General features: G+C 68.4%; 26 protein-coding genes. 16 read left to right on the top strand and 10 right to left on the bottom strand.

The window, feature by feature from the left end; all coding sequences use genetic code 11:
* Nucleotides 1–1,579, top strand: a 1,579-nt coding sequence (locus AB1634_10535) for an Rne/Rng family ribonuclease (GenBank protein ID MEW6219957.1), incomplete at its 5' end; no start/stop codon positions are given.
* 1 nt (nucleotide 1,580) lies between these two features.
* Nucleotides 1,581–2,930, top strand: coding sequence for a 30S ribosomal protein S12 methylthiotransferase RimO (gene rimO, locus AB1634_10530; GenBank protein MEW6219956.1), 1,350 nt, complete (start codon nucleotides 1,581–1,583; stop codon nucleotides 2,928–2,930).
* A gap of 103 nt (nucleotides 2,931–3,033) precedes the next feature.
* Here the strand turns inward: rimO and AB1634_10525 are convergent, their stop codons facing one another.
* The 7 genes from AB1634_10525 to AB1634_10495 all read right to left on the bottom strand — a co-directional run bounded on the left by AB1634_10525 (nucleotide 3,034) and on the right by AB1634_10495 (nucleotide 8,948).
* A complete protein-coding gene (locus tag AB1634_10525) occupies nucleotides 3,034–3,336 on the bottom strand; it encodes an HU family DNA-binding protein (GenBank protein MEW6219955.1) in 303 nt (100 codons plus the stop codon).
* Nucleotides 3,337–3,474: 138 nt separating this feature from the next.
* Nucleotides 3,475–4,212 (bottom strand): pseudouridine synthase, encoded by a 738-nt coding sequence (locus tag AB1634_10520; GenBank protein ID MEW6219954.1) that lies wholly within the window; start codon nucleotides 4,210–4,212, stop codon nucleotides 3,475–3,477.
* Nucleotides 4,213–4,374: 162 nt separating this feature from the next.
* On the bottom strand, nucleotides 4,375–4,821 hold the full coding sequence (locus AB1634_10515; GenBank protein MEW6219953.1) for a hypothetical protein: 447 nt from the start codon (nucleotides 4,819–4,821) through the stop codon (nucleotides 4,375–4,377).
* 24 nt (nucleotides 4,822–4,845) lie between these two features.
* Nucleotides 4,846–5,331 (bottom strand): very short patch repair endonuclease, encoded by a 486-nt coding sequence (locus tag AB1634_10510; protein ID MEW6219952.1) that lies wholly within the window; start codon nucleotides 5,329–5,331, stop codon nucleotides 4,846–4,848.
* A gap of 161 nt (nucleotides 5,332–5,492) precedes the next feature.
* Nucleotides 5,493–6,746: a DNA cytosine methyltransferase gene (locus tag AB1634_10505; GenBank protein MEW6219951.1), complete on the bottom strand. Its 1,254-nt coding sequence runs from the start codon at nucleotides 6,744–6,746 to the stop codon at nucleotides 5,493–5,495.
* Between the two features lie 86 nt (nucleotides 6,747–6,832).
* Nucleotides 6,833–8,611, bottom strand: a complete 1,779-nt coding sequence (locus AB1634_10500; protein MEW6219950.1) for a UbiD family decarboxylase — start codon at nucleotides 8,609–8,611, stop codon at nucleotides 6,833–6,835.
* Between the two features lie 46 nt (nucleotides 8,612–8,657).
* The gene (locus AB1634_10495; GenBank protein ID MEW6219949.1) at nucleotides 8,658–8,948 is read right to left on the bottom strand and encodes a hypothetical protein; all 291 of its coding nucleotides are present in this window, start codon (nucleotides 8,946–8,948) and stop codon (nucleotides 8,658–8,660) included.
* Between AB1634_10495 and AB1634_10490 the strand changes: the two genes are divergently transcribed.
* Complete coding sequence (locus tag AB1634_10490; protein ID MEW6219948.1) at nucleotides 8,947–9,687, top strand: PilZ domain-containing protein; 741 nt, start codon at nucleotides 8,947–8,949, stop codon at nucleotides 9,685–9,687. The two genes, AB1634_10495 and AB1634_10490, sit on opposite strands and share 2 nt — an antisense overlap.
* Here AB1634_10490 and AB1634_10485 read toward each other — a convergent pair.
* Nucleotides 9,684–10,082: a secondary thiamine-phosphate synthase enzyme YjbQ gene (locus tag AB1634_10485; GenBank protein ID MEW6219947.1), complete on the bottom strand. Its 399-nt coding sequence runs from the start codon at nucleotides 10,080–10,082 to the stop codon at nucleotides 9,684–9,686. The two genes, AB1634_10490 and AB1634_10485, sit on opposite strands and share 4 nt — an antisense overlap.
* A gap of 168 nt (nucleotides 10,083–10,250) precedes the next feature.
* Here AB1634_10485 and AB1634_10480 point away from each other — a divergent pair, with 168 nt between their 5' ends.
* From AB1634_10480 to AB1634_10425, 12 genes are all read left to right on the top strand, one after another.
* Complete coding sequence (locus AB1634_10480; protein MEW6219946.1) at nucleotides 10,251–10,973, top strand: bifunctional precorrin-2 dehydrogenase/sirohydrochlorin ferrochelatase; 723 nt, start codon at nucleotides 10,251–10,253, stop codon at nucleotides 10,971–10,973.
* A 25-nt stretch (nucleotides 10,974–10,998) separates the two neighbouring features.
* Nucleotides 10,999–11,817 carry a c-type cytochrome biogenesis protein CcsB gene (gene ccsB, locus AB1634_10475; GenBank protein MEW6219945.1) on the top strand — a complete coding sequence of 273 codons (819 nt, stop codon included), beginning with the start codon at nucleotides 10,999–11,001 and terminating at the stop codon, nucleotides 11,815–11,817.
* The gene (gene hemA / locus AB1634_10470; GenBank protein MEW6219944.1) at nucleotides 11,810–13,114 is read left to right on the top strand and encodes a glutamyl-tRNA reductase; all 1,305 of its coding nucleotides are present in this window, start codon (nucleotides 11,810–11,812) and stop codon (nucleotides 13,112–13,114) included. The genes ccsB and hemA overlap by 8 nt, the downstream gene beginning before the upstream one ends.
* A 164-nt stretch (nucleotides 13,115–13,278) precedes the next feature.
* Nucleotides 13,279–13,413 carry a 50S ribosomal protein L34 gene (rpmH, locus tag AB1634_10465; protein ID MEW6219943.1) on the top strand — a complete coding sequence of 45 codons (135 nt, stop codon included), beginning with the start codon at nucleotides 13,279–13,281 and terminating at the stop codon, nucleotides 13,411–13,413.
* 17 nt (nucleotides 13,414–13,430) lie between these two features.
* Entirely contained in the window at nucleotides 13,431–13,838 is a 408-nt protein-coding gene (rnpA, locus tag AB1634_10460) for a ribonuclease P protein component (protein MEW6219942.1), read from the top strand.
* Nucleotides 13,823–14,035 (top strand): membrane protein insertion efficiency factor YidD, encoded by a 213-nt coding sequence (gene yidD / locus AB1634_10455; GenBank protein ID MEW6219941.1) that lies wholly within the window; start codon nucleotides 13,823–13,825, stop codon nucleotides 14,033–14,035. Before rnpA ends, yidD begins: the two co-directional genes overlap by 16 nt.
* A 51-nt stretch (nucleotides 14,036–14,086) precedes the next feature.
* Nucleotides 14,087–15,727 carry a membrane protein insertase YidC gene (yidC, locus tag AB1634_10450; protein ID MEW6219940.1) on the top strand — a complete coding sequence of 547 codons (1,641 nt, stop codon included), beginning with the start codon at nucleotides 14,087–14,089 and terminating at the stop codon, nucleotides 15,725–15,727.
* Between the two features lie 30 nt (nucleotides 15,728–15,757).
* Nucleotides 15,758–16,519 (top strand): R3H domain-containing nucleic acid-binding protein, encoded by a 762-nt coding sequence (locus tag AB1634_10445; protein ID MEW6219939.1) that lies wholly within the window; start codon nucleotides 15,758–15,760, stop codon nucleotides 16,517–16,519.
* Nucleotides 16,506–17,900, top strand: coding sequence for a tRNA uridine-5-carboxymethylaminomethyl(34) synthesis GTPase MnmE (mnmE, locus tag AB1634_10440; GenBank protein MEW6219938.1), 1,395 nt, complete (start codon nucleotides 16,506–16,508; stop codon nucleotides 17,898–17,900). Before AB1634_10445 ends, mnmE begins: the two co-directional genes overlap by 14 nt.
* A gap of 52 nt (nucleotides 17,901–17,952) precedes the next feature.
* Complete coding sequence (locus tag AB1634_10435) at nucleotides 17,953–19,215, top strand: ATP-binding protein (protein MEW6219937.1); 1,263 nt, start codon at nucleotides 17,953–17,955, stop codon at nucleotides 19,213–19,215.
* A 148-nt stretch (nucleotides 19,216–19,363) separates the two neighbouring features.
* Nucleotides 19,364–20,683, top strand: coding sequence for a hypothetical protein (locus AB1634_10430; protein ID MEW6219936.1), 1,320 nt, complete (start codon nucleotides 19,364–19,366; stop codon nucleotides 20,681–20,683).
* Nucleotides 20,684–20,913: 230 nt separating this feature from the next.
* The gene (locus AB1634_10425) at nucleotides 20,914–22,098 is read left to right on the top strand and encodes an efflux RND transporter periplasmic adaptor subunit (protein MEW6219935.1); all 1,185 of its coding nucleotides are present in this window, start codon (nucleotides 20,914–20,916) and stop codon (nucleotides 22,096–22,098) included.
* On the opposite strand, the gene AB1634_10420 is transcribed toward AB1634_10425, so the two are convergent.
* Both AB1634_10420 and AB1634_10415 read right to left on the bottom strand, forming a co-directional pair.
* Complete coding sequence (locus AB1634_10420; protein ID MEW6219934.1) at nucleotides 22,087–22,497, bottom strand: DUF5615 family PIN-like protein; 411 nt, start codon at nucleotides 22,495–22,497, stop codon at nucleotides 22,087–22,089. The two genes, AB1634_10425 and AB1634_10420, sit on opposite strands and share 12 nt — an antisense overlap.
* On the bottom strand, nucleotides 22,494–22,739 hold the full coding sequence (locus AB1634_10415; protein ID MEW6219933.1) for a DUF433 domain-containing protein: 246 nt from the start codon (nucleotides 22,737–22,739) through the stop codon (nucleotides 22,494–22,496). Before AB1634_10415 ends, AB1634_10420 begins: the two co-directional genes overlap by 4 nt.
* Nucleotides 22,740–22,891: 152 nt before the next feature.
* On the opposite strand from AB1634_10415, the gene AB1634_10410 reads away from it, so the two are divergent.
* The coding region (locus tag AB1634_10410; protein ID MEW6219932.1) for an efflux RND transporter permease subunit at nucleotides 22,892–23,031 on the top strand (140 nt) is incomplete at its 3' end.

The raw sequence follows: 23,031 nt of genomic DNA, 5'->3' as shown, positions 1-23,031 counted from the left end.
GGCGAAGGAGCCGGAGGAGGAGGAGATCGAGATCGAGGTGCCCGAAGCGCCGGAGGAAGGCGAGGGTGAGGGCGAGGAAGCCTCCCCCCGGACTGGCGTCCGGCGCAAGCTCTTCATCAACGCCGAGGACCCGGAGGAGATCCGGATCGCGCTGGTGGAAGCCGGCCGGCTGGAGGGCTTCCAGGTCAAGACCATCAGCCGCAGCCAAACCAAGGGCAACATCTACAAGGGGCGGATCGTCTCCATCGAGCCTGGCCTGCAGGCCGCCTTCGTGGATATCGGCCTGCCCAAGAATGGCTTTTTGTCCTTTGCCGAGATCCATCCCGAATACTACGCCGGCGAGGTGGAGCCGGACACGCACTGGCGCGATCTGAAGATCCAGGATGTGGTGCGCAAGGGCCAGGAGGTCCTGGTGCAGGTGGTCAAGGAAGCCACCGAGACCAAGGGCGCCAATCTCACCACCTACTTGTCGCTGCCAGGCCGCTTCCTGGTGCTGATGCCGGGGAGCGACTCGGCCGGCATCTCCCGCAAGATCGAGGGGGAGGCCCAACGCCAGGGTCTCCGCCAGCTCATGGAGGGCCTGGAGCTGCCGGAGGGCATCGGCTATATCCTGCGCACCGCCAGCGAGGGCATCACCAAGACCGCCCTGGCCAAGGACCTGCGCTTCCTGCTCCGCCTCTGGGACGAGGTCAAGAAACGGGGCCAGGAGATGGCGCCGCCCACCGTGGTCTTCGAAGACCAGGACATCATCAACCGCTTCCTGCGCGACTCGTTCACCGCCGACATCGAGGAGATCGTCGTCGACAGCCGGGAGGTGCACGACCAGGTGCAGCGCTTCCTGGCCATCATCGGGCACCGCACCGGCACGCGGGTGCGCCTGCACAAGAGCGGCCGGCCGTTGTTCCACCACTACGAGCTGGAGACCCAGATCGAGCAGATCTATCAGCCCCGGGTGCCCCTGCCCTCCGGCGGCTCCATTGTCATCGATCCCACCGAGGCCCTGGTGGCTATCGACGTCAACTCCGGCCGCACCTCCAAGGACAAGGACTTCGAGGAGACCATCTTCCTGGCCAACATGGAGGCGGCCCGGGAGGCGGCCCGGCAGCTGCGGCTCCGCGACCTCGGCGGGCTCATCGTCATCGACTTCATTGACCTGGGGGAGGCCCGTCACATCCGTGAGCTGGAAAAGGAGGTCAAGTCCTGTCTCAAGGCCGACCGGGCCAAGACCTCGGTGTCCAAGATCTCCCGCTTTGGCCTCATGCAGATCTCCCGCCAGAAGCTGGGGGCGCCGGTGCAGAGCAGCAGCTACCGTTCCTGCCCGCACTGCCACGGCCGGGGGGTGATCCGCTCCGCCGAGAGCCAGGCCCTGATCTGCCTGCGCCAGATCCAGACCGCCATCGCCCAGAAGAAGCCCCACCGCATCCTCTGCCGGCTGCCCCTGGAGGTGGCCAACTACCTGACCAACCGGAAGCGGGCGGAGATCGTGGAGCTTGAGACCAGCCACCGGGTGGAGATCGTCATCCAGGCCGACCCCACCCTGTCTCCCTCCGAAACCAGCATCGAGCTCCAGAAGGGCTGAGATGTCCAAGAAGGTCTATCTCGTCGCCCTGGGCTGCCCCAAGAACCTCGTCGATGCGGAGGTGATGCTGGGCGGCCTGGAGGAGCAGGGCTACCAGGTGGTCACCGCCCCGGACGAGGCGGACCTTCTGGTGGTCAACTCCTGCGCGTTCATCCAGCCGGCGGTGGAGGAGTCCATCGATGCCATCCTGGAGATGGCGGCGGTCAAGAAGAAGGAGCCGGGCCGGCGGCTGGTGGTCACCGGCTGTCTGCCCCAGCGCTACGGCCGGGACTTGGCCGCCGAGCTGCCGGAGGTGGATCTTTTCGTGGGGCCGGACCGGACCGCCGAGCTGCCCCGCCTGCTGGCCCCTGCCGCGGCCGAGCACGGATGCCTGATCCTGGGCGACGGCACCTCTCTCATGGACAGCGCCAGCCCCCGGCGCCTGACCACCCCGCGCCACCGGGCCTATCTCAAAGTCACCGAGGGCTGCTCCAACCGCTGCAGCTACTGCCTGATCCCGAGCATCCGCGGCCGGCTGCGCAGCCGGCCTCTGGCGGACTGTGTTGCCGAGGCCCAGCGGTTGGGGGCGGCGGGCGTCCAGGAGCTGACCCTCATCGCCCAGGATCTGACCGCCTATGGCCTGGATCTGGGCCAAGGCAGCGATCTGGTCGCCCTCCTCGCCGCCCTGGTTCAGGAGACGACCATCCCCTGGCTGCGGCTCCTCTATCTCCATCCGGCCCGGGTGGACCGCCGTCTCCTGGAGCTGATCGCCGCCGAGCCCCGGATCCTGCCCTATCTGGACATCCCCCTGCAGCATGCCAGCGACCGGATCCTCAAGGCCATGAACCGGGGCTACGGCCGGGAGCGCATCGACCGCCTTTTCGGCCTCATCGCCGAGATCCTGCCGGAGGCGGCCATCCGCACCACCTTCATGGTGGGCTTCCCGGGCGAGGATGCCGCCGCCTTTGCCGAGCTGACCGATTTCGTGACCAGCGGCCGCCTGGCCCATCTGGGGGTGTTTCCGTACCACAACGAGGCGGGCTGTGCCGCAGCCGGCATGAAGCCCCGGGTGTCCGCCCGGGTCAAGGCCAGCCGCCGAGCCAGACTCATGGCCATCCAGCAGCCGATCGCCCAGGCCTTCCACCAGGCCCAGGTGGGACGCACCCTGAGCGTGCTGGTGGAGGGGACCAGCCGGGAGACCGAGCTGCTGCTGGAGGGACGGGCCTGGCTGCAGGCCCCGGATATTGACGGCTGCGTGTACATCAATGCCGGCATCGCGACGCCGGGCAGCTTCACCCCGGTCCGGATCACCGAGGCCCTTGCTTACGATCTGGTTGGTGAAGCGCTGGGGACTGCCGAAGGCGAGGATTGAGGCGGGCGGGCGCTGCAGGAAGCCTGCCCAGGGCTGGCCTCGACAGGAGTCCGAGGCCGACGACCGGGGCGCCAGCCAGGCTTTTCAGGAAGACCAACGACGATCAGTCGCTCTGCACGCCGACCTCGACCCCGCCGTTGACCCGTTCCCGGAGCTCCTTGCCCACCTTGAAGAAAGGCAGCTTCTTGGGCGCCACCTCGATCCGCGAGCCGGTCTTGGGGTTGCGACCATGGTAGGCGGCGTATTCCTTGACCGCAAAGCTGCCGAAGCCCCGGATCTCCACGTTCTCGCCCCGGCTGAGGGCCTCGGCCATGGCATCGAAGACCGTCTGGGTAATGGAGGAGGCCAGACGGTGACTCAGCCCCAGAGAATCGGCCAGGACGGTGATCAGGTCCGACTTGTTCATGCTGCTGTCTCCCCTCGCCTGGAGGGCCCACGCCGCTGTCCAGCCAGGACGCCGCGTCGTGCAGCCGCGACGACGGCCGGCCCGTGATGGACACCCGAACGCTTCCATTGTAGGCCGGTGGGTAATCCCCTGTAAAGACTATTTTTTTCGCAAGAAGATCAGCGCCAGCTCCGCCGGCCCCAGGACACGGTAAGAGCCCTCTGGCAGGCCAGCGAGGGCGAGCTGCCCATAGGCAGTACGCCGGAGCTGCTGAACAGGGTGGCCGGTGGCGGCGAACATCTTGCGGACCTGCCGCTTGCGGCCTTCATGGATGGTGATCTCCACCAGGGTGGCGTCCGGCTCCCGAGCCAGCACCGCCAGGCGAGCCGGCCAGGTCCGCCGGCCCTCGATCTCGATCCCTGCTGCCAGCCGGTCCAGGGCGGCCGGCGACGGCGAGCCGGCCACCCAGGCCTGGTAGGTCTTCTCCACCTCGTGGCTGGGGTGGAGGACCCGGTGCGCCAGCTCGCCGTCGTTGGTGAGCAGGAGCGCCCCCTCGGTGTCCCAGTCCAGGCGGCCGACCGGGAAGAGTCGGGCCGGGATCTCGGCCACCAGGGCTGTGACCACCGGGCGGCCCTGGGGGTCATGGCGGCTGGACAGGTAGCCGATGGGCTTGTTGAGGAGCACGTACCAGAAGGGCTCGGCACCGGCCAAGGGGCGGCCGTCCACGGCGACGACTTCCCGGGGCCCGACCCGCGTGCCCAGGACAGTGACGGCCTGGCCGTCCACCGTCACCCGGCCGGCCAGAATCATGGCCTCGGCGGCCCGGCGCGAGGCCACCCCGGCCCGGGCCAGCACCTTCTGCAGCCGGACCGGTCCCGTGGCAGAAGCAGGATCCACCTTTCCGGATGGAACGGCCGGCGGCGGGCCGGTGGGTGGCTGGCGTCTGGGGCGTGGTGCCATGGCAGCGGAATCGACCCGGAGCCTCAACAGCACCGCCCCGGCCCGGCAGGCGCGGGCAGGGGCGGCGTGAACGAGGCGAAGAGGGAAGGCCGGGGCGGGCTAGTCGCCGAAATCGCCCCGGCGGTATTTGGCTGCGGCCACCACCGCGGCGGCCCCCACCCGGTCCAGGAGCGGCCGCAGGGCGTCTTCCGCCGGCAGGGCGCGGCCAACCTCCGCCACGGCTGCCACCTGCTCCTCGAGGCGCTCCACCAGCGGCTCCAGGCTGGCGATCCCCAGCGCCGGGTTGGCCAGGGCCCGGCCATAGGCCTCCAGGGTATCCACCGCCGCCGTGCCCAGGCTCAGTCCCTGGACCCGACTCGTGGCGGCCAGCTGAGCCACCCCCGCCACCGGCGCCGGCCCGGCGACGCCCGCCGGCGGCGCCCCAGGGCTGGCCGGCCGCAGCTGGACATCCAGCAGGGCCTGGAAGCTGGAGCCGGCAGGGCTGTTCGGACCCGACTTGCCGGTACGAGCCGGGCGCAAAGGATGGAATCGGTCATCGATCTTCATGGCATACCTCCACGACATGCTTCTTCATTTTCTCTTGTCGGCCATCCGGGAAGCAGGCTTGAGAACAGTTTGCTGCTCTGGTCCCATTCTCCGGCTGCCGTGGCCGTTCAATTCTCGCCCCACCCGTTGCAGGATCTCGCCCGGGGTTTTCAAGATCTGGCTCTCCCAAAACCGGAGCACCCGCCATCCACAGCTTTCCAGGAGCGCCGTCTGTTCGCCATCGCGGCGCATATTGTACTCGATCTTGGCGATCCAGTAGGCCCCGTTGACGCCCTGGGCCAGGCGCTGCCGTCGTGTCGTCCATTCCCGACCGTGCCAGAAATCGCCGTCCACAAAGATGGCCAACCGTTGCCGGGGAAAGACGATATCCGGCTTTCCGGGCAGGTCGCTCGCATGCAAACGGTAGCGCATGCCGTCGGCCCAGAGCAGACGCCGCAGCCGCAGCTCCGGGGAGGTGTCACGGGCCCGGTTGCGGCGCTTCACCCGCGAAGCCTTGGCGGAGGCAGGGATGCATCCAGCATAGCGGGGGGCGGGCGCTGCCTTACGAAGGTCACTCGTCGCCAAATCACTCGCTCCAGAGTCGACCCCAAGAAGAGGCCTTCACCACAGGGCCGCTGCCAAGACTCTGACCAGCTCCGGCGTCCATCGCCCATCCAACCGCACCCTGTTGCTCAGCCGTCCCGCACACTTTGGATGCGCTGGCGTGCCCGATTGCCCTTGCCCGTTCCCGGATGCGGCTCATGCGTCCCAGTCAAGTGCCGATACTTGGCCGGAGCCGGCACGACAGGCTCGGCGCCAGGCATGTCTGCCCGTCGCGGCGGCACAAGCGTAGGCTCCAGACGCTTGGCTTCGTCGTCCCGGAAGAGTCTTCGGCGGATCTCGATGGCCAAGCGCTCCGCCAGGGCGCACGGCACGGCGTTTCCGATCTGGCGCTGAGCTGCGCGATAGCTCCCCACAACGGTGTAATCGGCCGGGAAGGTCTGGAGGCGTGCCATCTCCCGGACCGACAGTCGGCGGCTACGCCAGTGGAATGGGCCGGTTGCTGGACCTGGACTTGCGGTCAGCGTCCACGAGGGCAATGCCTTGGACAGCTTGAGCAGGAAGTTCCAGAATCGGCGGCGCCAGCCGAACAACGGCAGCCCCCCGCCGCGATCCGTATGGAAGAGATAGTTCTCCCCTTCGGGAATGCTCGGCAAGAGATCGGCCCACTTGCCCGTCAACCGGAGATCTGGGCCCGCAGCATCTTCCAAATCGCCGATCGCATCCCACGTTGTCCGCCAGCATTGGCCAGGAGCCTGGTCCGCCAACGTTCGCTGCCGGCAGAGCCCAGAAGGCTTCCAGTGGGTCGGCGACAATTCTCCGAAGGGCAAGCCATCCCTGGCGCCAATCAGGAACGCCCGTTCCCGGATCTGCGGCACGCCAAAGTCAACCGCATTGAGCACGAGCAGCTCAAGGGTGTAACCTGTGCCTTCACTCCGATTGATGGCGGCAATCGAATCCGCAATCAACCGAAAGGCCTCATCCTTTCTGGAGTACGCGAGACCGGCCACGTTCTCCATCAGGAAGACCCGCGGCAAGGTATCCTGCAAGACCCGAAGGCACGCCTGCAGCGTGGAGGCACGAGGATCATCCAATCGACGGGTATCACCTGATGCCCAATAGCCGGATTTCGAGAATGGCTGACACGGTGGCCCACCAATCAGAACATCGGCCTCTCCTTTGGTCAGACGCGCCGTTCCCAGCAACTCTGCCGACGGAATTTCATGAATGGACCGTGAGACTACAGGCCAATCACGGTTGTGAGCGAGTGTGGCCACGCAGTCCTGATCCATTTCCACCGCCACAGCCACATCGAATCCCGCAGCCTCGAACCCCAAATCCAGGCCTCCGGCTCCGGTGAAGAGGCTGATGACGGATCGACTCACGGCGCGCTTCCCCCTGTTCGCTGTTGGAACGACCAGACCCGACACCAGACCTCCCGCACAGCCGTCTCGCAGGTGCCCGTCCCCCATCAGCGCCAGGGCTCCGGCACGAGAAGCGGCCAGCGGGCATCCACCTTGGCCCGGGTCGCCGGATCCACCTCCAGGACCTCAGGGTACCACGGCTTCATCCGGCAATCGAAGACCACCGGCGGCTCAAGACCGACGTGGAACCGCTGCACCTCGCTGGCGCGGCCATGGATGTCCGCGGCCGGCTCGAAGCGGGTGAAGACCGTCCACAGAAACTCGCCCAGGCTGGCGCAGGCCTCGGCCACGCTGTCCACCAGCATGACCACCGGCCAGTCCGCCACCCCGGCGTGGCCGGCCAGCCGGGCGGGCAGATCCGGCTCGGCGGCATAAGGCGAGCCGGCCACCACCAGGGTGCCGGGGAGAAAGGCCCGGGCCTCCCGGCAGCCCATGGGCAGGGAGCCGGCGAAGGTCTCCGGCAGCACCCGGCGGGGCGCCTTGCCCAGGCCCAGGAGCATGGCCTTGGAGCCCTGGTTGACCTTGGGTCCGGTGTAGTCCAGGGTGTCCTGGGAGACATTGGCAAACACAAAAAGATCCCGCCGCCAGTCCACCCGCGCCAGGACATGCTTCCACAACGCCGGGAAGTCGGCGGCGTCCAGATCGCCATCGGTGAGGATCAGAAACTTGGTCAGGGACAGCTGCCCTTCGCCCAGGATCCGCAGGCCTGCGGCAAAGGCCTCCCGGGGATAGCGGTCCTGGACCCGGGCAGCGGCCAGGCAGTGGAAGCCGGCATCGCCGAAGGTCTTGAGCTGCCGGATGCCGTTCATGACCAGCGGGAAGAGGGGGGACAGCAGCTCCTGCAGGAAATCGCCGATGTAGTAATCCTCCTGCCGGGGCCGGCCCACCACTGTGGCGGGGTAGATGGCGTCCCGGCGATGGTAGAGGCGCTGCACATGGAAGACCGGGTAGTCATGGGTCAGGGAGTTGTAGCCGTAATGGTCGCCAAAAGGCCCCTCCGGCCGCCGCTCATGGGGCGGCACCACCCCCTTGGCCGCGATCTCCACATTGGCCACCAGCCGGTGGCCGCCGGCCGGATCGTCCACCAGCGGCAGCTTCTCCCCCAGGAGCAGGGAGGCCAGCATCAGCTCCGGCAGGTTCTCGGGCAGCGGCGCGATGGCCGCCAGGATCAGGGCCGGCGGCCCGCCGATGAACAGGGTCACCGGCAGGGGCAGGTTGCGGCGCTCCGCCTCGACGTAATGGTAGCCGCCGCCCTTGTGGATCTGCCAGTGGATGCCGGTGGTGGTGTCGTCGAAGCGCTGGATCCGGTACATGCCCAGGTTGTGGCCGCCGTGGGCCGGGCTTTCCGTGTACACCAGGGGCAGGGTGACAAAAGGGCCGCCGTCCGAATGCCAGGAGGTGAGCAGGGGCAGCTCGGTGAGCCGGGGCGGGGTCTGGCACGCCTCGAGGATCGGCGCCTGGCGGACCCGCCTGGTGCCCAGACGCAAGCCCTGGCCAGCCAGGCCGCGCAGGGACCAGAGCTGGCCGAGGGAGGGCAGGCGCGGGCTTTCCAGGAGGCGAACCAGGCCCCGGACGAACTCCAGGGGCCGGCGGCCGAAGGCCAGCTCCAGCCGGCGCTGGCTGCCGAAGAGGTTGGTCACCACGGGAAAGGCGCTGCCCTGCACCTGCCGGAAAAAGAGGGCCGGCCCCCCCCGGGCGATCATCCGGCGCTGGATCTCCGGGATCTCCAGATACGGGCTCACCGGCTGGTCGATGGTGATGATCTCCTTCTCCTGCGTAAGAAGGGAGATGAAGGCGCGCAGGTCAGAGAGGGTGGATGGGGCCATCCTTGGCATCCTCTTCAAATCATGCTAGGATATCAACACGTTAACACTAAGAATCGCTCTCGGCCGGCAGGGCGTCGTCCATCAGCAGCCGGTGGTACTCGGCGTGGGTCAGGTGCCGCCGCAACAGCCCGGTCAGGCTATCCACCAAGTCCCCGATCTCGGATGCGGTCAGCCGCGGCAAAAGCCGCGCCAGGACCTGATCGGCCGCTGCCCGCTGGATGAGAGCCGCCAGGAAGCGCTCATCCCCGGCCCGATCCAGTCCCAGGGCCAACCGAGCCGACTCCTGGCCGGCATAGGAGTAGGAGCGCATCGAAGCGCCGCCGCCACCGCTTGTCATGACCGCTTCCCCCTCTTCCGGCTCCCAGCGCAAGGCCTCCCAGGAGAGCGGCTACGAGAAGATCGCCTCCCGCCGGGCCATCGAGAAAACCCTGTCCGGCCTGGCCGCCCGCCACACCCCCCTGGTCATCGTCCATCCCGGCTACCAGTCGGGCCCGACGATCCTCATCGCCATGGAGCCGGACAGCCTGGAGCTGGACCGTCCCCGGGACTGGCCAGGGAAGGCGGACGAGATCCGGGTGGTCTTCCGCAGCCCGGCCCAGCTGTGGAGCTACTTTCCGGTCCAGGTGCGATCCGTCTCCAGCCAAAGCCTGTTCACCAGCTTCCCGACCTATCTGTCGGTGCTGCAGCGGCGGGACAACTACCGGGTGCCGGTGCCCCGGGGCAGCGTCGCTGCCTTCCAGGCCGGCCAGCAGGCGATCGACGCCTGCTCCATCGTCAACGTCAGCCTCGGGGGCATGCTGGTCAGCATGAGCAAGACCGTGCCCCTGGCGGTGGGTCAGCCTGTCACCGGCATCCGCTGCCGGCTCGCTGGCGAAGGCTCGGTGCGGGGCCAGGGACCGCCACCCGTGGAGATCACGGTCGCGTCCGGCGTCGTGGTGCGGTTGACCGCCAGCGACTGCCCCCGCCACTATGGCCTGGGTGTTCGCTTCGTGACCGATCGACGGGTGGAGGCGGCCCTGGAGCGCTACATCCGCAAACGGGAGCTGGAGCTCCTGGGCAGGGGGGTGCGGGGCTAGCCGGCGAGTCGCCAGTGCACCCGCCGGCTCCTTGGCCCGTCGAATTCACAGAAGAAGACCCGCTGCCAAGTCCCCAGGGCCAATCGGCCGTTCTCCACAAAGACCGTTACCGTCGCGCCCATGAGGGAAGCCTTGACGTGGGCCGGAGAGTTGCCCTCCTGGTGCCGGTAGCCCAGGCTCCGGGGCACCATGAGCTCCAGGACAGCGATGATGTCCGCCTGCACCGCCGGATCTGCCCCCTCGTTGATGGTCAGACCGGCTGTCGTGTGCGGATTGTAGACGACCAGCACCCCGTCCTGGATGCCGGCAGCAGCCAGCTCCTTCTCGAGACGGGCGGAGATATCCACCATCTCCACCTGATGGTGAGTGGCGACCGCAAACGATCCCTTCGACATGGCAGGCCCCCCTGGGGCTGGGGTTACGCCCCTGGCCGGCATTTAACCATTGGCACCAGACCGCCGTCAACCGGGAGGATCCCCGGCCGGGACGGCAGCTCTTGGCTTGCCAGGCCAGGTGAATCCAGGTAGGTTGACCTATTCTCCGGAAGACATCCTGTCTCGGCCATGACCAAGCTCCTTTATCCCGTTTGCCTCGATGTGGACGGCCGCACCTGCCTGGTGGTAGGCGGCGGCAGCGTCGCCTGCCGCAAGGTCCGCGGCCTTCTGGCCTGCGGCGCCCGGGTGCGGGTCATAAGCCCTGCCCTTTGCCCGGAACTGGGCTGCCTGGCCGCCGAAGGCCGGCTGGACTGGCAGGCCAGGCCCTATCAGGAGGGCGATCTCGAGGGGGCCTTTCTGGTCCTGGCCGCCACCGGCGAGCCCGAGGTCCAGGAGGCGGTCTTCCGGGAGGCCCAGGCCCGCGGTGTCCTGGTGAACGTCGCTGATGTGCCCAGCCGCTGCACCTTCACCCTGCCGGCGGTGGTGCGCAGCGGTGATCTGACCGTGGCGGTGGCTACCGGCGGCAAGAGCCCTGCCCTGGCCAAGCGGCTCCGCCAGGAGCTGACCCGGGCCTTTGGCCCGGAATACGCCGAGCTTTTGCGGATCCTCGGCGCCTTCCGGCAGGAGGTTCTGGCCGCTGGCCGGCCGCAGGTCGAAAACGAGGAGATCTTTACCCGCCTCCTGCACCATGACATACTGGACTGGATGCGGGCCCGGGACTGGGAGCGCCTGGCCGCTCATTTCCAGGCGGTCCTGGGCCGGCCGGTGAGCGCCGCCCTTCTCGCCCGGCTGGCCGCGGGCCTCCCAGTCCAGGCCGCCCTGGGATCCACCCCTCCGCCCGCCGCTTCCTGAGCGCCTCTCCCTTACGGAGCCTGCCATGAGCTACCTCCTCTTCCAGGCCAGCCTCTTCCTCTATGTTCTGGGCACGGCGGCCTACATTGTGGCCTTCGTCAACCAGAGCAAGACGGTGCGCCGCTCGGCCCGGCTGCTCATCATCACCGCAGCCGTTGTCCACACCGGCACCGTCGTCCTCCGGTACGTGGAGGCTGGCCACACGCCCCTGGTCAACAACCACGAGGCGGTCTCCTTCTTCGCCCTGTCCATGGCCTGGGCCTTTCTCAGCTTCTACTGGCGGTACAAGGTCAAGAATCTCGGCACCTTTGTCACGCCGGTCCTGACCGGTCTCATGCTGGTCTCCGCCTTCTCCTCCCGGCAGATCCCCGAGCTGCCACCCGCCCTCCGGAGCACCTGGCTGCCCATCCACGCCTCCATCGCCATCCTGGCCAACGGCTTCCTGGCCCTGGCCTTCTGCGGCGCGGTCATGTACCTCCTCCAGGAGCGGGCCATCAAGAAGAAGAGCTTCGGGGTCTTCTTCTCCCGCCTGCCCTCGCTGGAGGCCCTGGACACCCTCAATCATCACTGCCTGACAGTTGGCTTCCCCTTGCTGACCCTGGGGATCATCACCGGCTCAATCTGGGCCGAGCAGGCGTGGGGCTCATACTGGCACTGGGATCCCAAGGAGACCTGGTCGCTCATCACCTGGTTCCTCTACGCCGCCCTCCTGCACCAGCGCTTCACCGTCGGCTGGCGGGGCCGGCGGGCCGCGATCATGGCCATTGTCGGCTTCTCGGCGGTGCTCTTCACCTTCTGGGGCGTCACCTACCTGCTGCAAGGGGTGCATACCTATGCTGGCTGACACCATCCTGGTCCTGGGGGTCAACCACAAAACCACGCCGGTGGAGGTGCGCGAGAAACTGGCCTTCTCCGGCGACTGTAGCACCCCCCTCCTGGCCATCCACGCCCTGCCTGGCTGCCAGGAATGCTGTCTTCTGTCCACCTGCAACCGGGTCGAGGTCTATTTTGTGGCCAGAAATCGGGAAGAGACCGAGCGGCAGCTGCGGGCCTTCCTTTTTGCCCAAGCGGGCCTTCCCGAGTCCGAGACCCACCGCTACGTCTATGTCCACCAGGGCGCCGATGCCGTCCACCACATCTTCCGGGTCGCCGGCTCGCTTGATTCCATGATCGTCGGCGAGCCCCAGATCCTGGGCCAGCTCAAGGACGCCTACCAGAAGGCCTGCGACCAGGCGACCTGCGGCGTCATCATGAACAAGCTCCTCACCAAGGCCTTCTCGGTGGCGAAACGGATCCGCACCGAGACCAACATCGGCTCCAGTGCGGTCTCCATCTCCTATGCGGCCGTGGAGCTGGCCAAGAAGATCTTCGGCGATCTCCGGGGAAAACGGGTCATGCTGGTGGGTGCCGGCGAGATGGCGGAGCTGGCCGCCGAGCACCTCGTCAACCAGGGCATCGCCAAGGTGGTGGTGGCCAACCGCACCCTGGAGCGGGCCATGAATCTGGCCCGCCGCTTCAACGGCTCGGCGGTCACCCTGGACGAGCTGGTGGGGGAGCTGGTGGGCGTAGACATCCTCATCAGCTCCACCGGCGCCCCGGGCCTCGTGCTCCTGAAGGACCAGGTGAAGCCGGTGATGCGCCAGCGCCGCCACAGCCCGCTCTTCCTCATCGACATCGCCGTGCCCCGGGATCTCGACCCCCGGCTCAACGACATCGACAACGTCTATCTCTACGATATCGACGATCTCAACCAGGTGGTGGAGACCAACAAGGCCGAGCGGGACAAGGAGGCGGTGCGGGCGGAGCGGATCGCCTCCGAGGAGACCATGAAATTCCTCCAGTGGCTGGAGACCATGGAGATCACCCCCACCATCATTGCCATCCGGGAGAAGGCGGAGGCGATCCGCAGCGCCGAGCTGGCCCGGACCATGAGCCAGCTCGGGGACATTCCACCGAAACAGAAGAAGGCCATTGAGGTCCTCACCAGCTCCATCATCAACAAGATCCTCCACGACCCTATCCTCTTCCTCAAGAACGGTCAGGCCTCCCAGGACGACAAGGCGCAGCGCCTGGACCTCACCCGCCGCCTCTTCGGCCTGGACCGGGAGCAGCCCCCCGCCGGCAAGCCGCCCGCCGCCTGAGCTCCCTGCGCCGTGCCGCGCCCCCACCCGGAAAGCGATTGACATGCCCCAGTCGATGCGGTTAGAGTGCTTGGCTTCCGAACAGGAGGGGTGGGGCACGCTACGGCCTGACACGGACCATCTCCTCCTGCAGCCCAAGAACGTGATCCCAAGGAACCTGAGCCATGAAAAGGACCTTCCAGCCCAGCAACCTCAAGCGCAAGCGCACCCACGGCTTTCTGGCCAAGATGAAGACCAAGGCCGGTCGAGCGGTCATCAGCCGCCGCCGGGCCAAGGGCCGCAAGCGTCTCACGGTCTGAGCCAGCCGGGGCAGGGCATGAAGGGACAGGGCTTTTCCTGGCACAGCCGCCTGCACAAGCCGCAGGAGTTCGAGCGGGTGTATCGGGGCGGCCGCCGGCTCAAGGGGGACGGTTTTCAGCTCATCCTGCTGCCCAACAGCCTGGAGCAGAACCGGCTGGGGATCAGCCTGAACCGGCGCATCAAGGGGGCGGTGCGGCGCAACCGGATCAAGCGCCTCATCCGGGAGTTTTTCCGCTGCCACCAGGGGCTGATCCCCCCGGCCCAGGATTGCGTCTTTGCGGTGCGGCCGGAGTTCGGCCTCGACCACCCGGCGGCGATCCACCAGGCCGTGGCCTCCCTTTTGGCCAGCCGACGAGGCGGCGGCGGCTCCCAGGCCGGCCGGCGGCCCCAGCAGGTGGACCAGGCGGCGTGCGACCTCTCCTGATTGCCCTCATCCGGCTCTATCAGCTTCTGGTCTCTCCGATCCTCCCGCCCAGCTGTCGTTTCGTGCCCTCCTGCTCCCAGTATGCCATCGAGGCGGTAGGCCGCCACGGTGCCGGCCGCGGTCTGATCATGGCCGGCCGCCGGCTCCTGCGCTGCCATCCCTGGCATCCCGGCGGCGTCGACCCCGTCGATCCGTAACGCCGGCCCCGCGACCTTTCCAAACCCCGCACCCCGAAAAGGGAGCTCGTCATGGAACGATACCGCATCCTCCTGGCCTTTGTGCTGTCCTTCCTGGTCCTGGTGGGCTACCAGTATCTTTTCCCGCCACCGCCACCGCCGCCGGGCCAGGAGCAGCCCACTCCGGAGAAGGCCCCACCGGCCCCGGAGGCCCCCCCCCTGCCGCCGGCCGCCACCGCGCCGCCGCCCGTCCTGACCACGCCCAGCGATCCGGGCCGGCCGGCCCGGGAGATCGTGGTGGACACCGACCGCTTCCGCGCGGTCTTCACCGAGGCCGGTGGCCAGCTCCGGAGTCTCCGGCTCAAGGAGTACAAGGCCAGCCTGGCCCCGGAGGCCCCGGACCAGGAGCTGGTGACGACCGAGGCGGCAGCCGACCTGCCCCTGGCCTTCAGCTGGGGCGGCGAGCCGGGCCCGACCGGCGTGCCTCTCCTGGTCGCTGACCGCACCGAGCTGCCCCTTTCCGCCAGCCAGCCGGAAGGCCGGATCGTCATGAGCGGCCAGCTGCCGGGAGGACTGCCGGTCACCCGCATCCTCAGCTTCAGAAACGACGAGTACCGCATCGACCTGACGGTGGAGATCGGCAATCCCGGGGTCGAGCCGGTGCACGGCGCACCGGTGCTGGCTCTCTTCGGCCGGCCCGTGTCCGGTGCCCAGAGCAGCTACATCTTCAACGGCCCAGCGGTCTATCTGGACCAGTCCCTGCACGAGGTGGCCACCAAGGACCTGGCCGAAGGGGCCCAGGAGCTCACCGGCAGCGTTTCCTGGGCCGGCTACCAGGACCACTACTTCCTGACCGCGATGATGCCGGCGAGCCCGGCCGGCCACACCGCCCGCCTGCGCCTCACCGGCCAGGATCTCACCACCATCCTCCTGGCCGGTCCGGCCGACACCCTGGCGGCCCAGGCCAGCAAGCGTTACGACTACACCCTGTTCTTCGGCCCCAAGAAGCTGGACCTGTTGAAGACCGTGGGCCACGACCTGGAGCGGGTGGTGAACTTCGGCTGGTTCGACGTCCTGGCCAGGCCCACCCTCTATCTCCTCAACTGGCTGTATGGCGTCGTCCACAACTACGGCATCGCCATCATCCTGGTGACCGTGCTCATCAAGCTGGTCTTCTGGCCCATCTCCCAGAAGGGCATGGAGTCCATGAAGAACATGCAGAAGATCCAGCCCAAGATGGCCAAGCTGCGGGAGAAGTACAAAAGCGATCCCGAGCGGCTCAACCGGGAGATGATGACCCTGTACAAGACCTACAAGGTCAACCCCGTCGGCGGCTGCCTGCCGATGATCATCCAGATTCCCGTCTTCTTTGCCCTGTACAAGGTGCTGCTGCAGGCCATCGAGCTGCGGCATGCGCCCTTCTGGCTGTGGATCAACGATCTGTCCGCTCCGGACCGGCTGCCGATCGGGGTCGACATCCCCTGGCTGGGCGGTATCCCGGTTCTGACCCTGCTCATGGGCGCCAGCATGTTCCTGCAGCAGAGGATGACCCCCACCTCCGGCGATCCCACCCAGGCCAAGATCATGCTCTTCCTGCCGGTGATCTTCACCTTCATGTTCGTCAACTTCGCCTCGGGGCTGGTCCTGTACTGGTTCGTGAACAACCTCCTCGCCATCGGCCAGCAGTACCTGATCAACCGCAAGATGGCCTGAGCGGACGGCTCTGTCAGGAGGACGACTCTCTTGCCACAAGAATTCCAGGGCAGAGACGTATCGGAGGCGATCCAGAAGGCCTGCGACCACTTCCGGGCGAGCCAGGAAGAGCTTGCGATCACGGTGCTGTGTGCCGGCTCCGCCGGCATCTTCGGTATCGGCCGGCGACCGGCAACGATCGGTGCCGTCCGGCGCGCCGAGGAGAGGACGCCGGCCCCTTTCGCTCCCTCCCTGACCGGGCCGGCAGCGGCAGCGGCGCCGTCCCTTCCTGCTCCGGCCACCCAGGAGCGGATCCGCTGCCTGGTCGCCGAGCTGTTGGCTCGGCTCCAGGTGGAGGCTGCCGTCACCCTGGCTGCCGCGCCCCCGGGAATCCTGGTCCAGATCGAAACCCCGGAGGAAGACTACCTGATCGGCCAGGATGGCCGGACCCTGGACGCCCTCCAGTATCTGGTCCGCAAGATGGTCAACCGGGGCGGCGAGCGCATCGACCTCATCCTGGACGTGGGGAGCTTCCGGCAGCTGCACCAGGATGATCTGGCCGGCCTGGCCCGGCAGGTGGCGGCCGAGGTCAAGGCCTCGGGCCGGCCCCAGACCCTGCGGCCCATGAGCCCGGCCGAGCGCCGCATTGTCCACCTCACCCTGGAGGGAGACCAGGCCGTGCGCAGCCACAGCATCGGCAACGGCCTGCTGAAACGGGTGGTGATCGGGTTGCCGGGCCAGCCCCGGCAGGGTCAGTCCCGCAAGCGGCGCCGCAACCGGCCGGCTGCCCAGTCTGCCGATGGCGAGGCCTGAGCCGGCGGGCGACACCATTGCCGCCATCGCCACCCCGCCCGGGGCGGCCGGCATCGGCATCGTCCGCCTGAGCGGCCCCCAGGCCCGCACCATCCTCCAGCGTCTCTTCCGCCCCACCCGCCCGGCGCGCCCTCTTGCGAGCCGCCGCCTCACCCACGGCTGGCTCGTGGATCCGCAAGGCCTGCCCCTGGACGAGGTGCTGGCCGTCTTCATGGCCCCACCCCACACCTACACCCGGGAAGAGGTGGTGGAGATCCAGGGCCACGGCTCCCGGCTGGTCCTGGAGGCCATTCTGGCCGCGGTGCTGGCTGCCGGCGCCCGCCTGGCCCTGCCCGGCGAGTTTACCCGGCGGGCCTTTCTCCATGGCCGCATCGATCTCACCCAGGCCGAGGCGGTGCTGGACGTCATCACCGCCCGCACCCCGGCGAGCCTTGGTCTCGCCACCAGCCAGCTGGCCGGCCGCCTGGGGGAGGCCATTGCCGCGGTACGCTCCTGCCTCATCGACATCGCCGCCCGCACCGAGGTGGCCATCGACTTCCCGGACGAGGACGAGGAGATCCTCGACCCGGTCCTTGTCGACCAGCAGCTGGCCCAGGGGGTGCAGGCCCCGCTGGCGCGGCTGCTCGCCGCCTGCGACCAGGGCCAGCTCCTGCGGGAAGGCGTGGCGGTGGTGATCCTGGGCCGGCCCAATGTCGGCAAGTCGAGCCTCCTGAACCTTCTGCTCCGGGCCGAACGGGCCATCGTCACCCCGATCCCCGGCACCACCCGGGACTTCATCGAGGAGAGCTGCCAGATCCGGGGCCTGCCGGTGCGCCTGGTGGACACCGCCGGCATCCGGGAGCCCTCCGAGGCCATCGAGGCGATGGGGGTGGAGCGGGCCCGGCAGCGCATGGCTGCCGCCGACCTGGTGCTCCTGGTGGTGGACGCCAGCACCCCCCTGACCGCCGGCGATCGGGAGATCTTCGCCCAGGCCTCGGGGAAGCCCCTGCTGCTGGTGGCCAACAAGGCGGATCTGCCGGCCGCCCTCACCGAAGCCGACCTTGCGGCGGCCTTCCCCGCTGTCCCTCGGGCCGTGATCTCGGCCCAGACCGGCCAGGGCCTGGCGGAGCTGGAAGAGGCCCTCTTTCGCCTGGCCACCGGCAGCACCACGGAGCTGGACCCGACCCTGATGGTGGCCCCCAACCTGCGCCACAAAGCCGCCCTGGCCGGCGCCCTGGAAGCGGTGGCTGCCGCCCGTGCCGGCCTGACCCATGGCCTGGCGCCGGACCTGCTCGCCATCGACCTCGCCTCCGCCCTGGCCAACCTGGCCGACCTCACCGGCGAGACCACGCCGGACGACATCCTCGACCGGATCTTCGCCCAGTTCTGCATCGGCAAGTGAGCTGCCAGGCGCGTCTTGCCTCACCGGCAAATCGCCTGTAAAATTGCCGGCGATGAGCGACAATCTTCAGCGATATCGTCTTTTGCAGTCATTCCTGCCGCCGCCGAGCCAGCGCCGGCTGCTCCTGCTCACCGGTGCCCGGCAGACCGGCAAAACCACTCTGGTCAAGGCCTCCTACCCGGACCTGCGCTATATCAACCTGGATGCGCCCGAGAACCGGGAGATGCTGGCCGGTCTGCCCACCGCTGCCTGGGGCCGGGACGTGGGCAATGCCATCATCGACGAGGCGCAGAAGGAGCCGGTGGTCTTCGAGAAGACCAAGTACGCCTGGGACGAGGGCTCCATCGCCTTCGGGGCTCTCCTGGGCTCCAGCCAAATCCTGTTGCTGGAGCGGATCCGGGAGTCCTTGGCCGGTCGGATCACCCTTTTTGAGCTCTGGCCGCTTTTGATGCGCGAGCTGCGGCTGCCCGGCGAGGAGCAGGCCCCGTGCGGCCCGCCCCTCCTCGATCAGCTCCTGGAAGGGGTGCCGGCGGGGACGGTACTGGCTGACCTGCCCTCCGTCACCATGGGCCGCGAGATGCTGGCAGCATGGGAGGCCGAGGAGCATCTCCTGCGCTGGGGCGGCATGCCGGCCCTGCTGCCGCTGGCGGCCGCCGATCGCTGGCAATGGCTGCGGGACTATGAGCACACGTACCTGGAACGGGACCTGGGCGATCTTGCCCGCCTGCGGGATCTGGCCCCCTTCCGCAAGCTCCAGCGCCTGGCCGCCCTCCGCTCGGCCAGCCTTCTCAACTACTCGGAGCTGGCCAGGGACGCCGCCATCGGCGTTGACTCCTCACGCCGCTACCTGGAATACCTGCGTCTGTCCTACCAGGTCGTGCTCATCCAGCCGTTCCACGAGAATCTGACGAGCGCCCTGGTCAAGACACCCAAGCTGTACTGGCTCGACCTCGGACTTCTCCGTTCCTTGAGCGGCCAGTTGGAGGGCCTGACCGGCTCGTTGTACGAGACCATGGTGGTCGGCGAGATCCTGAAGTGGGTGCGCACCGCTCGCAAACGGGCCGAGCTGTTCTTCTACCGCACCCGAAGCGGGCTGGAGGTGGACCTGCTCGTCGAGCAGCCAAGCGGCATCCTGGCTGTGGAGGTGAAAGGCCGCGCGGTCGTGACCGCGACGGACGTCCGGCCCATGCAGGAGCTGGCGGCTCGGCTGGGCAGACGCTGGCTGGGCGGCCTCGTGGTCTATCGCGGCAAGAGTCTGCAGCAGGTGGCGGCACCGGACATCTGGGCCATGCCCTCCCACCGCCTCCTGGGGTGACCTGGAAAGACGCCCCTCCCCCCTGGCCCCCGGTTGAGGATTTCTCTTCACTGCCGGGCCGAACGAGCCGACACGGAAGATAGATTCCCCCAGCACCGGGCCGGCGGCCCGGCGGCCCCTTCCCTTCTGCGTCCGTCGAGGCTTGACCATGCGTATCGTCGACTCGGCCCTCGATCTGTCCAGCCGCCACCAGGAGCTTGCCATGGAGGAGCGCGCGTCCGGCCTGCGGGTGGCGGGCTCCATGGCCGCCGGCACCGGCACCGGCGATCGCCTGACCCTGACCCGCCGAGGCTTCGGCCAGCTGGCGACAGCAACCCGGATCTACGGCCGCTACCGCTCGCAGGTTACGACCGCGGCCGGCGACAGCTCTCAGCTTCTGGAGCGGGCCAGCGAGACCCGAAGCCGCCGGCAGGCCTTCGTCGCCAAGGAGGAGAGCCTGGCGCCCAACCCGCCGGCCCCCGCTCCCCGGCGCCCCGGCCCGCCGCCCTTCTGGACCGCTCGGCTGGGCGGCCGCCGGCAGGAAACCGGCTTCCACTACGAGTACGAAGAGACGAAGCTCACCGCCAACGGTGCGCTGGTCACCGGCGACGGCCGCCAGATCAGCTTCCAGGTCGATCTGGCGCTGGAGCGGCAGTTTGCCTTGAGCTGGCGCTCGGAGACCCTTCTGGCCACGCAACAGCTCACCGACCCCCTGGTGGTCAACCTCTCCGCGGCCAGTGCCAGCCTCAGCCAGGAGCGCGTTGCCTTTGATCTCAACCAGGACGGCCAGAGCGAGGAGATCGCCTTCGTGGCTGCCGGCTCCGGCTTTCTGGCCCTGGACCGCAACGGCGACGGCGTCATCAACGATGGCGGCGAGCTGTTCGGCACCGCCAGCGGCAACGGCTTCGCCGATCTGGCGGTCCATGATGCGGATGGCAACGGCTGGCTGGACGAGAATGATCCGGTCTTCGGCAGCCTTGTGGTCTGGACCCGCACCGCCGGCGGCCAGGACCAGCTGTCCAGCCTCCAGGACCTGGGCCTGGGCGCTGTGCATCTCACCGGCTGGCAGACCCCCTTCGACCTCAAGGACGAGGGAAACGCCCTCCTGGGCCGCCTGCGCCGGACCGGTATCGGCGTCATGGAGGACGGGTCGGTGATCAGCCTCCAGCAGGTGGACCTGGCCCTGGGCGCCGAGACCGGGACGCCAGCCCTTCCCTTCGCCGCTGCCGAGCTGGCAGCCGGCTCACCGGAGCCGGCGCCACCGCCCGCGGACCCCGCCACCCCGCTCGTGGCGGTGGCCGCCGCGCTGCAGGATCGCTTGCAGGCGAGCCAGCCCCCGAAGCCCGTCCAAGGGGCCGACCTCTTTGAGGATCCCGGCGAGAAGAAGCCGGAAAGCCACCTGGAGTATCTCTTCGAAAAGCTCCGCGAATCCGCCGAAGAGCTGGCGAAGATCAGCCACCGGCGGCCCCGCCAGTCGATGCGGGCGTAAAGCCTGCGCCGAACAGCCCGCGCCAGGGCGGCCAGCGGCCCTGGCCCCCACGCCTCATCCCTGGCCGGCTCCTGGGCCGCTGGCCCCTTCGTGCTGCCCCCGGCACGCCCTGGAAAAAGCCGTTGCGCCCCGGCGCTGAATCATCTTTCATAGTGGGCTTGCGCCGGCCGCCAGACCGCCCAGGACCCGGGCCGGCCGCTTTCTCGCCCCACCAATGGAGACCCTGTGCCGTGCTTCCTGCCCGCCCGCCGTTCCGCCGCGGCCCAGCCGCTCCAACGTGGTGGACCGCCGTCCCCGTCCTCTTCCTGCTTCTCCTGCTGGCCGCCTGCCGGGGCGACCGCACCACCCGCTCCGCTGCCCCCCAGGAAGCCAAGCCGGCGCGGCCGCCGGTGCCGGTGCGGGTGGAGACGGCTCAAAGCGAGGATGTGCCCGTGACGCTTTCGGCGGTTGGCGCTGTGGAGGCCAAGGCCTCGGTGGCGGTGAAGAGCCGGATCATGGGCGAGCTTAGAGAGGTGCTGTTCCAGGAGGGGGACGTGGTGCGCCAGGGACAGATCTTGTTTCGCATCGACCCGGCGCCGTATCAGGCCGCCCTCACCCAGGCCGAGGCCCTCCTGGCCCGGGACCAGGCCCTGGCCAGGAAGGCCACCCGGGACGCCTGCCGCTACGCCGAGCTGTTGCGCCAGGGCCTGGTGAGCGCGGACAAGGGTGAGGATGTGGCCAGCCAGGCCGAGGCCCTGGCCGCCCAGGTCCAGGCCGACCAGGCGGCGGTGGCCAAGGCGCGGCTGGAGCTGGAATACTGCACCATTGCCGCGCCCTTGAGCGGCCGCACCGGCAGCCTTCTCGTCCACCGGGGCAATCTGGTCAAGGCCAACGACGACCAGCCCCTGGTGAAGATCAACCAGGTGCAGCCGGTGCAGGTGACCTTTGCCGTGCCGGAGGGCCGGCTCGCCCGGATCAGGGCCCGGCTGGCGGCCGGCCCGGTGACGGTGCGCATCACCGTCGCCGGCCAGGAGCCCACCGAGACCGGCCGGCTGCTGTTCGTGGACCACGCCGTGGATCAGGCCACCGCCACCGTGACCATGAAGGCCGAGGTGGCCAATGACCACGGCCGGCTCTGGCCGGGCCAGTTCGTGCAGGTGGAGCTGGTGATGGAGACCCTGGCCGGCGCGGTGGTGGTGCCAGCCCCGGCGGTGCAGACCGGGCAGGCGGGCGACTATCTGTTCGTCGTGCAGGAGGATGGCACGGTGGCCTTGCGGCCGGTGCGGCTGGCCCTGACCACCGGCGGCCGGGCGGTGCTGGCCGAGGGCCTGGCCAGTGGCGAAGAGGTGGTGACCGACGGCGCGGCGCGACTCACCCCCGGGGCCCGGGTGGAGGTGCTGGCCCCAGACGCGGCGGGGGCTCCGTCAGCCCGGTGAGCGGGAGCCCGCCGGCGGAGCTGCCTCCGCCGGCGAGCCATCTTCGGTATACTCCCGGATACGCTCCGGCTCCACAATCCAAAGCCGGCCCGCCACTGATGACGACCTCAGGACGTGGATGAACAGACTCAAGGCCTTCGTCAGATCGCCGGCGCTGTTCTGCCCCGCCAGGCGAAAGACGGCAATGCCGGAATAGCGGGCTGGAGCGTAGTGCATGGGATTGGCAAAGCCCTTGTCGAGGGTCAACAGGCATCGCCCCTCGACCCGGCACACCTCGATCAGGGTCACGTCACTGGCCGCCGACAGGCCTTGCTCCCTGGCGGTGGCAACGTCGTGCCCGGCGGCGGCGAGGGCCTGAGCGCCCCGGCGGCCGATGTTCTCGTCGAGCTTCAGCTTCATGCCACCCGCCGGTCCGATTTGACGATTCGCTCCCTGGTCATCTCAGCCCCATAGGCGACGCAGGCACGGATATCGTCTTCCACGAGGCCAGGATAGTCCGCCAGGATCTCTTCAGACGACATGCCATCAGCCAGGAGATCCAGGATCAGAGAAACCCAGATGCGGTGTCCGCGAATGCAGGGCTTGCCATGACAGACGGCGGGATCGATGGTGATCCGTTCCAGCAGATCAGGCTTCCTCATAACGCATCTCCCGGAAAGCACGGTCAGGACAAGGCCGATCGCCCAAACTCCCGGTCTGTGGCAATCCACCTCGTTGAGGGCACAACTTGCCGTGCTGTCGTCGAGCTCACCGTACCGCAGGGCAGGGGGAAAGACAACGGGGGGATGGGCCCATGAACATGGCCGAGCTGTTCATCCGCCGACCGGTGATGACCACCCTGGTCATGGCCGCCATCCTCCTCTTCGGGGTCATGGCCTACCGGGAGCTGCCGGTGAGCGACCTGCCCAACGTCGACTTCCCCACCATCTCGGT

The organism is Thermodesulfobacteriota bacterium (genome assembly GCA_040755095.1).
GTDB lineage: Bacteria > Desulfobacterota > Desulfobulbia > Desulfobulbales > JBFMBH01 > JBFMBH01.
The sequence above is the reverse complement of the archived record's forward strand: the minus strand, read 5'-3'. Positions and strand labels throughout refer to the sequence as shown.

Excerpts from the sequence above, each read along its gene's own strand:
- rimO (MEW6219956.1), top strand. The coding sequence starts at position 1,581 with ATGTCCAAGAAGGTCTATCTCGTCGCCCTGGGCTGCCCCAAGAACCTC.
- AB1634_10525 (MEW6219955.1), bottom strand. The coding sequence starts at position 3,336 with ATGAACAAGTCGGACCTGATCACCGTCCTGGCCGATTCTCTGGGGCTG.
- AB1634_10515 (MEW6219953.1), bottom strand. The coding sequence starts at position 4,821 with ATGAAGATCGATGACCGATTCCATCCTTTGCGCCCGGCTCGTACCGGC.
- AB1634_10500 (MEW6219950.1), bottom strand. The coding sequence starts at position 8,611 with ATGGCCCCATCCACCCTCTCTGACCTGCGCGCCTTCATCTCCCTTCTT.
- AB1634_10490 (MEW6219948.1), top strand. The coding sequence starts at position 8,947 with ATGACCGCTTCCCCCTCTTCCGGCTCCCAGCGCAAGGCCTCCCAGGAG.
- AB1634_10495 (MEW6219949.1), bottom strand. The coding sequence starts at position 8,948 with ATGACAAGCGGTGGCGGCGGCGCTTCGATGCGCTCCTACTCCTATGCC.
- AB1634_10485 (MEW6219947.1), bottom strand. The coding sequence starts at position 10,082 with ATGTCGAAGGGATCGTTTGCGGTCGCCACTCACCATCAGGTGGAGATG.
- AB1634_10480 (MEW6219946.1), top strand. The coding sequence starts at position 10,251 with ATGACCAAGCTCCTTTATCCCGTTTGCCTCGATGTGGACGGCCGCACC.
- ccsB (MEW6219945.1), top strand. The coding sequence starts at position 10,999 with ATGAGCTACCTCCTCTTCCAGGCCAGCCTCTTCCTCTATGTTCTGGGC.
- rpmH (MEW6219943.1), top strand. The coding sequence starts at position 13,279 with ATGAAAAGGACCTTCCAGCCCAGCAACCTCAAGCGCAAGCGCACCCAC.
- rnpA (MEW6219942.1), top strand. The coding sequence starts at position 13,431 with ATGAAGGGACAGGGCTTTTCCTGGCACAGCCGCCTGCACAAGCCGCAG.
- yidC (MEW6219940.1), top strand. The coding sequence starts at position 14,087 with ATGGAACGATACCGCATCCTCCTGGCCTTTGTGCTGTCCTTCCTGGTC.
- mnmE (MEW6219938.1), top strand. The coding sequence starts at position 16,506 with ATGGCGAGGCCTGAGCCGGCGGGCGACACCATTGCCGCCATCGCCACC.
- AB1634_10435 (MEW6219937.1), top strand. The coding sequence starts at position 17,953 with ATGAGCGACAATCTTCAGCGATATCGTCTTTTGCAGTCATTCCTGCCG.
- AB1634_10430 (MEW6219936.1), top strand. The coding sequence starts at position 19,364 with ATGCGTATCGTCGACTCGGCCCTCGATCTGTCCAGCCGCCACCAGGAG.
- AB1634_10420 (MEW6219934.1), bottom strand. The coding sequence starts at position 22,497 with ATGAAGCTGAAGCTCGACGAGAACATCGGCCGCCGGGGCGCTCAGGCC.
- AB1634_10415 (MEW6219933.1), bottom strand. The coding sequence starts at position 22,739 with ATGAGGAAGCCTGATCTGCTGGAACGGATCACCATCGATCCCGCCGTC.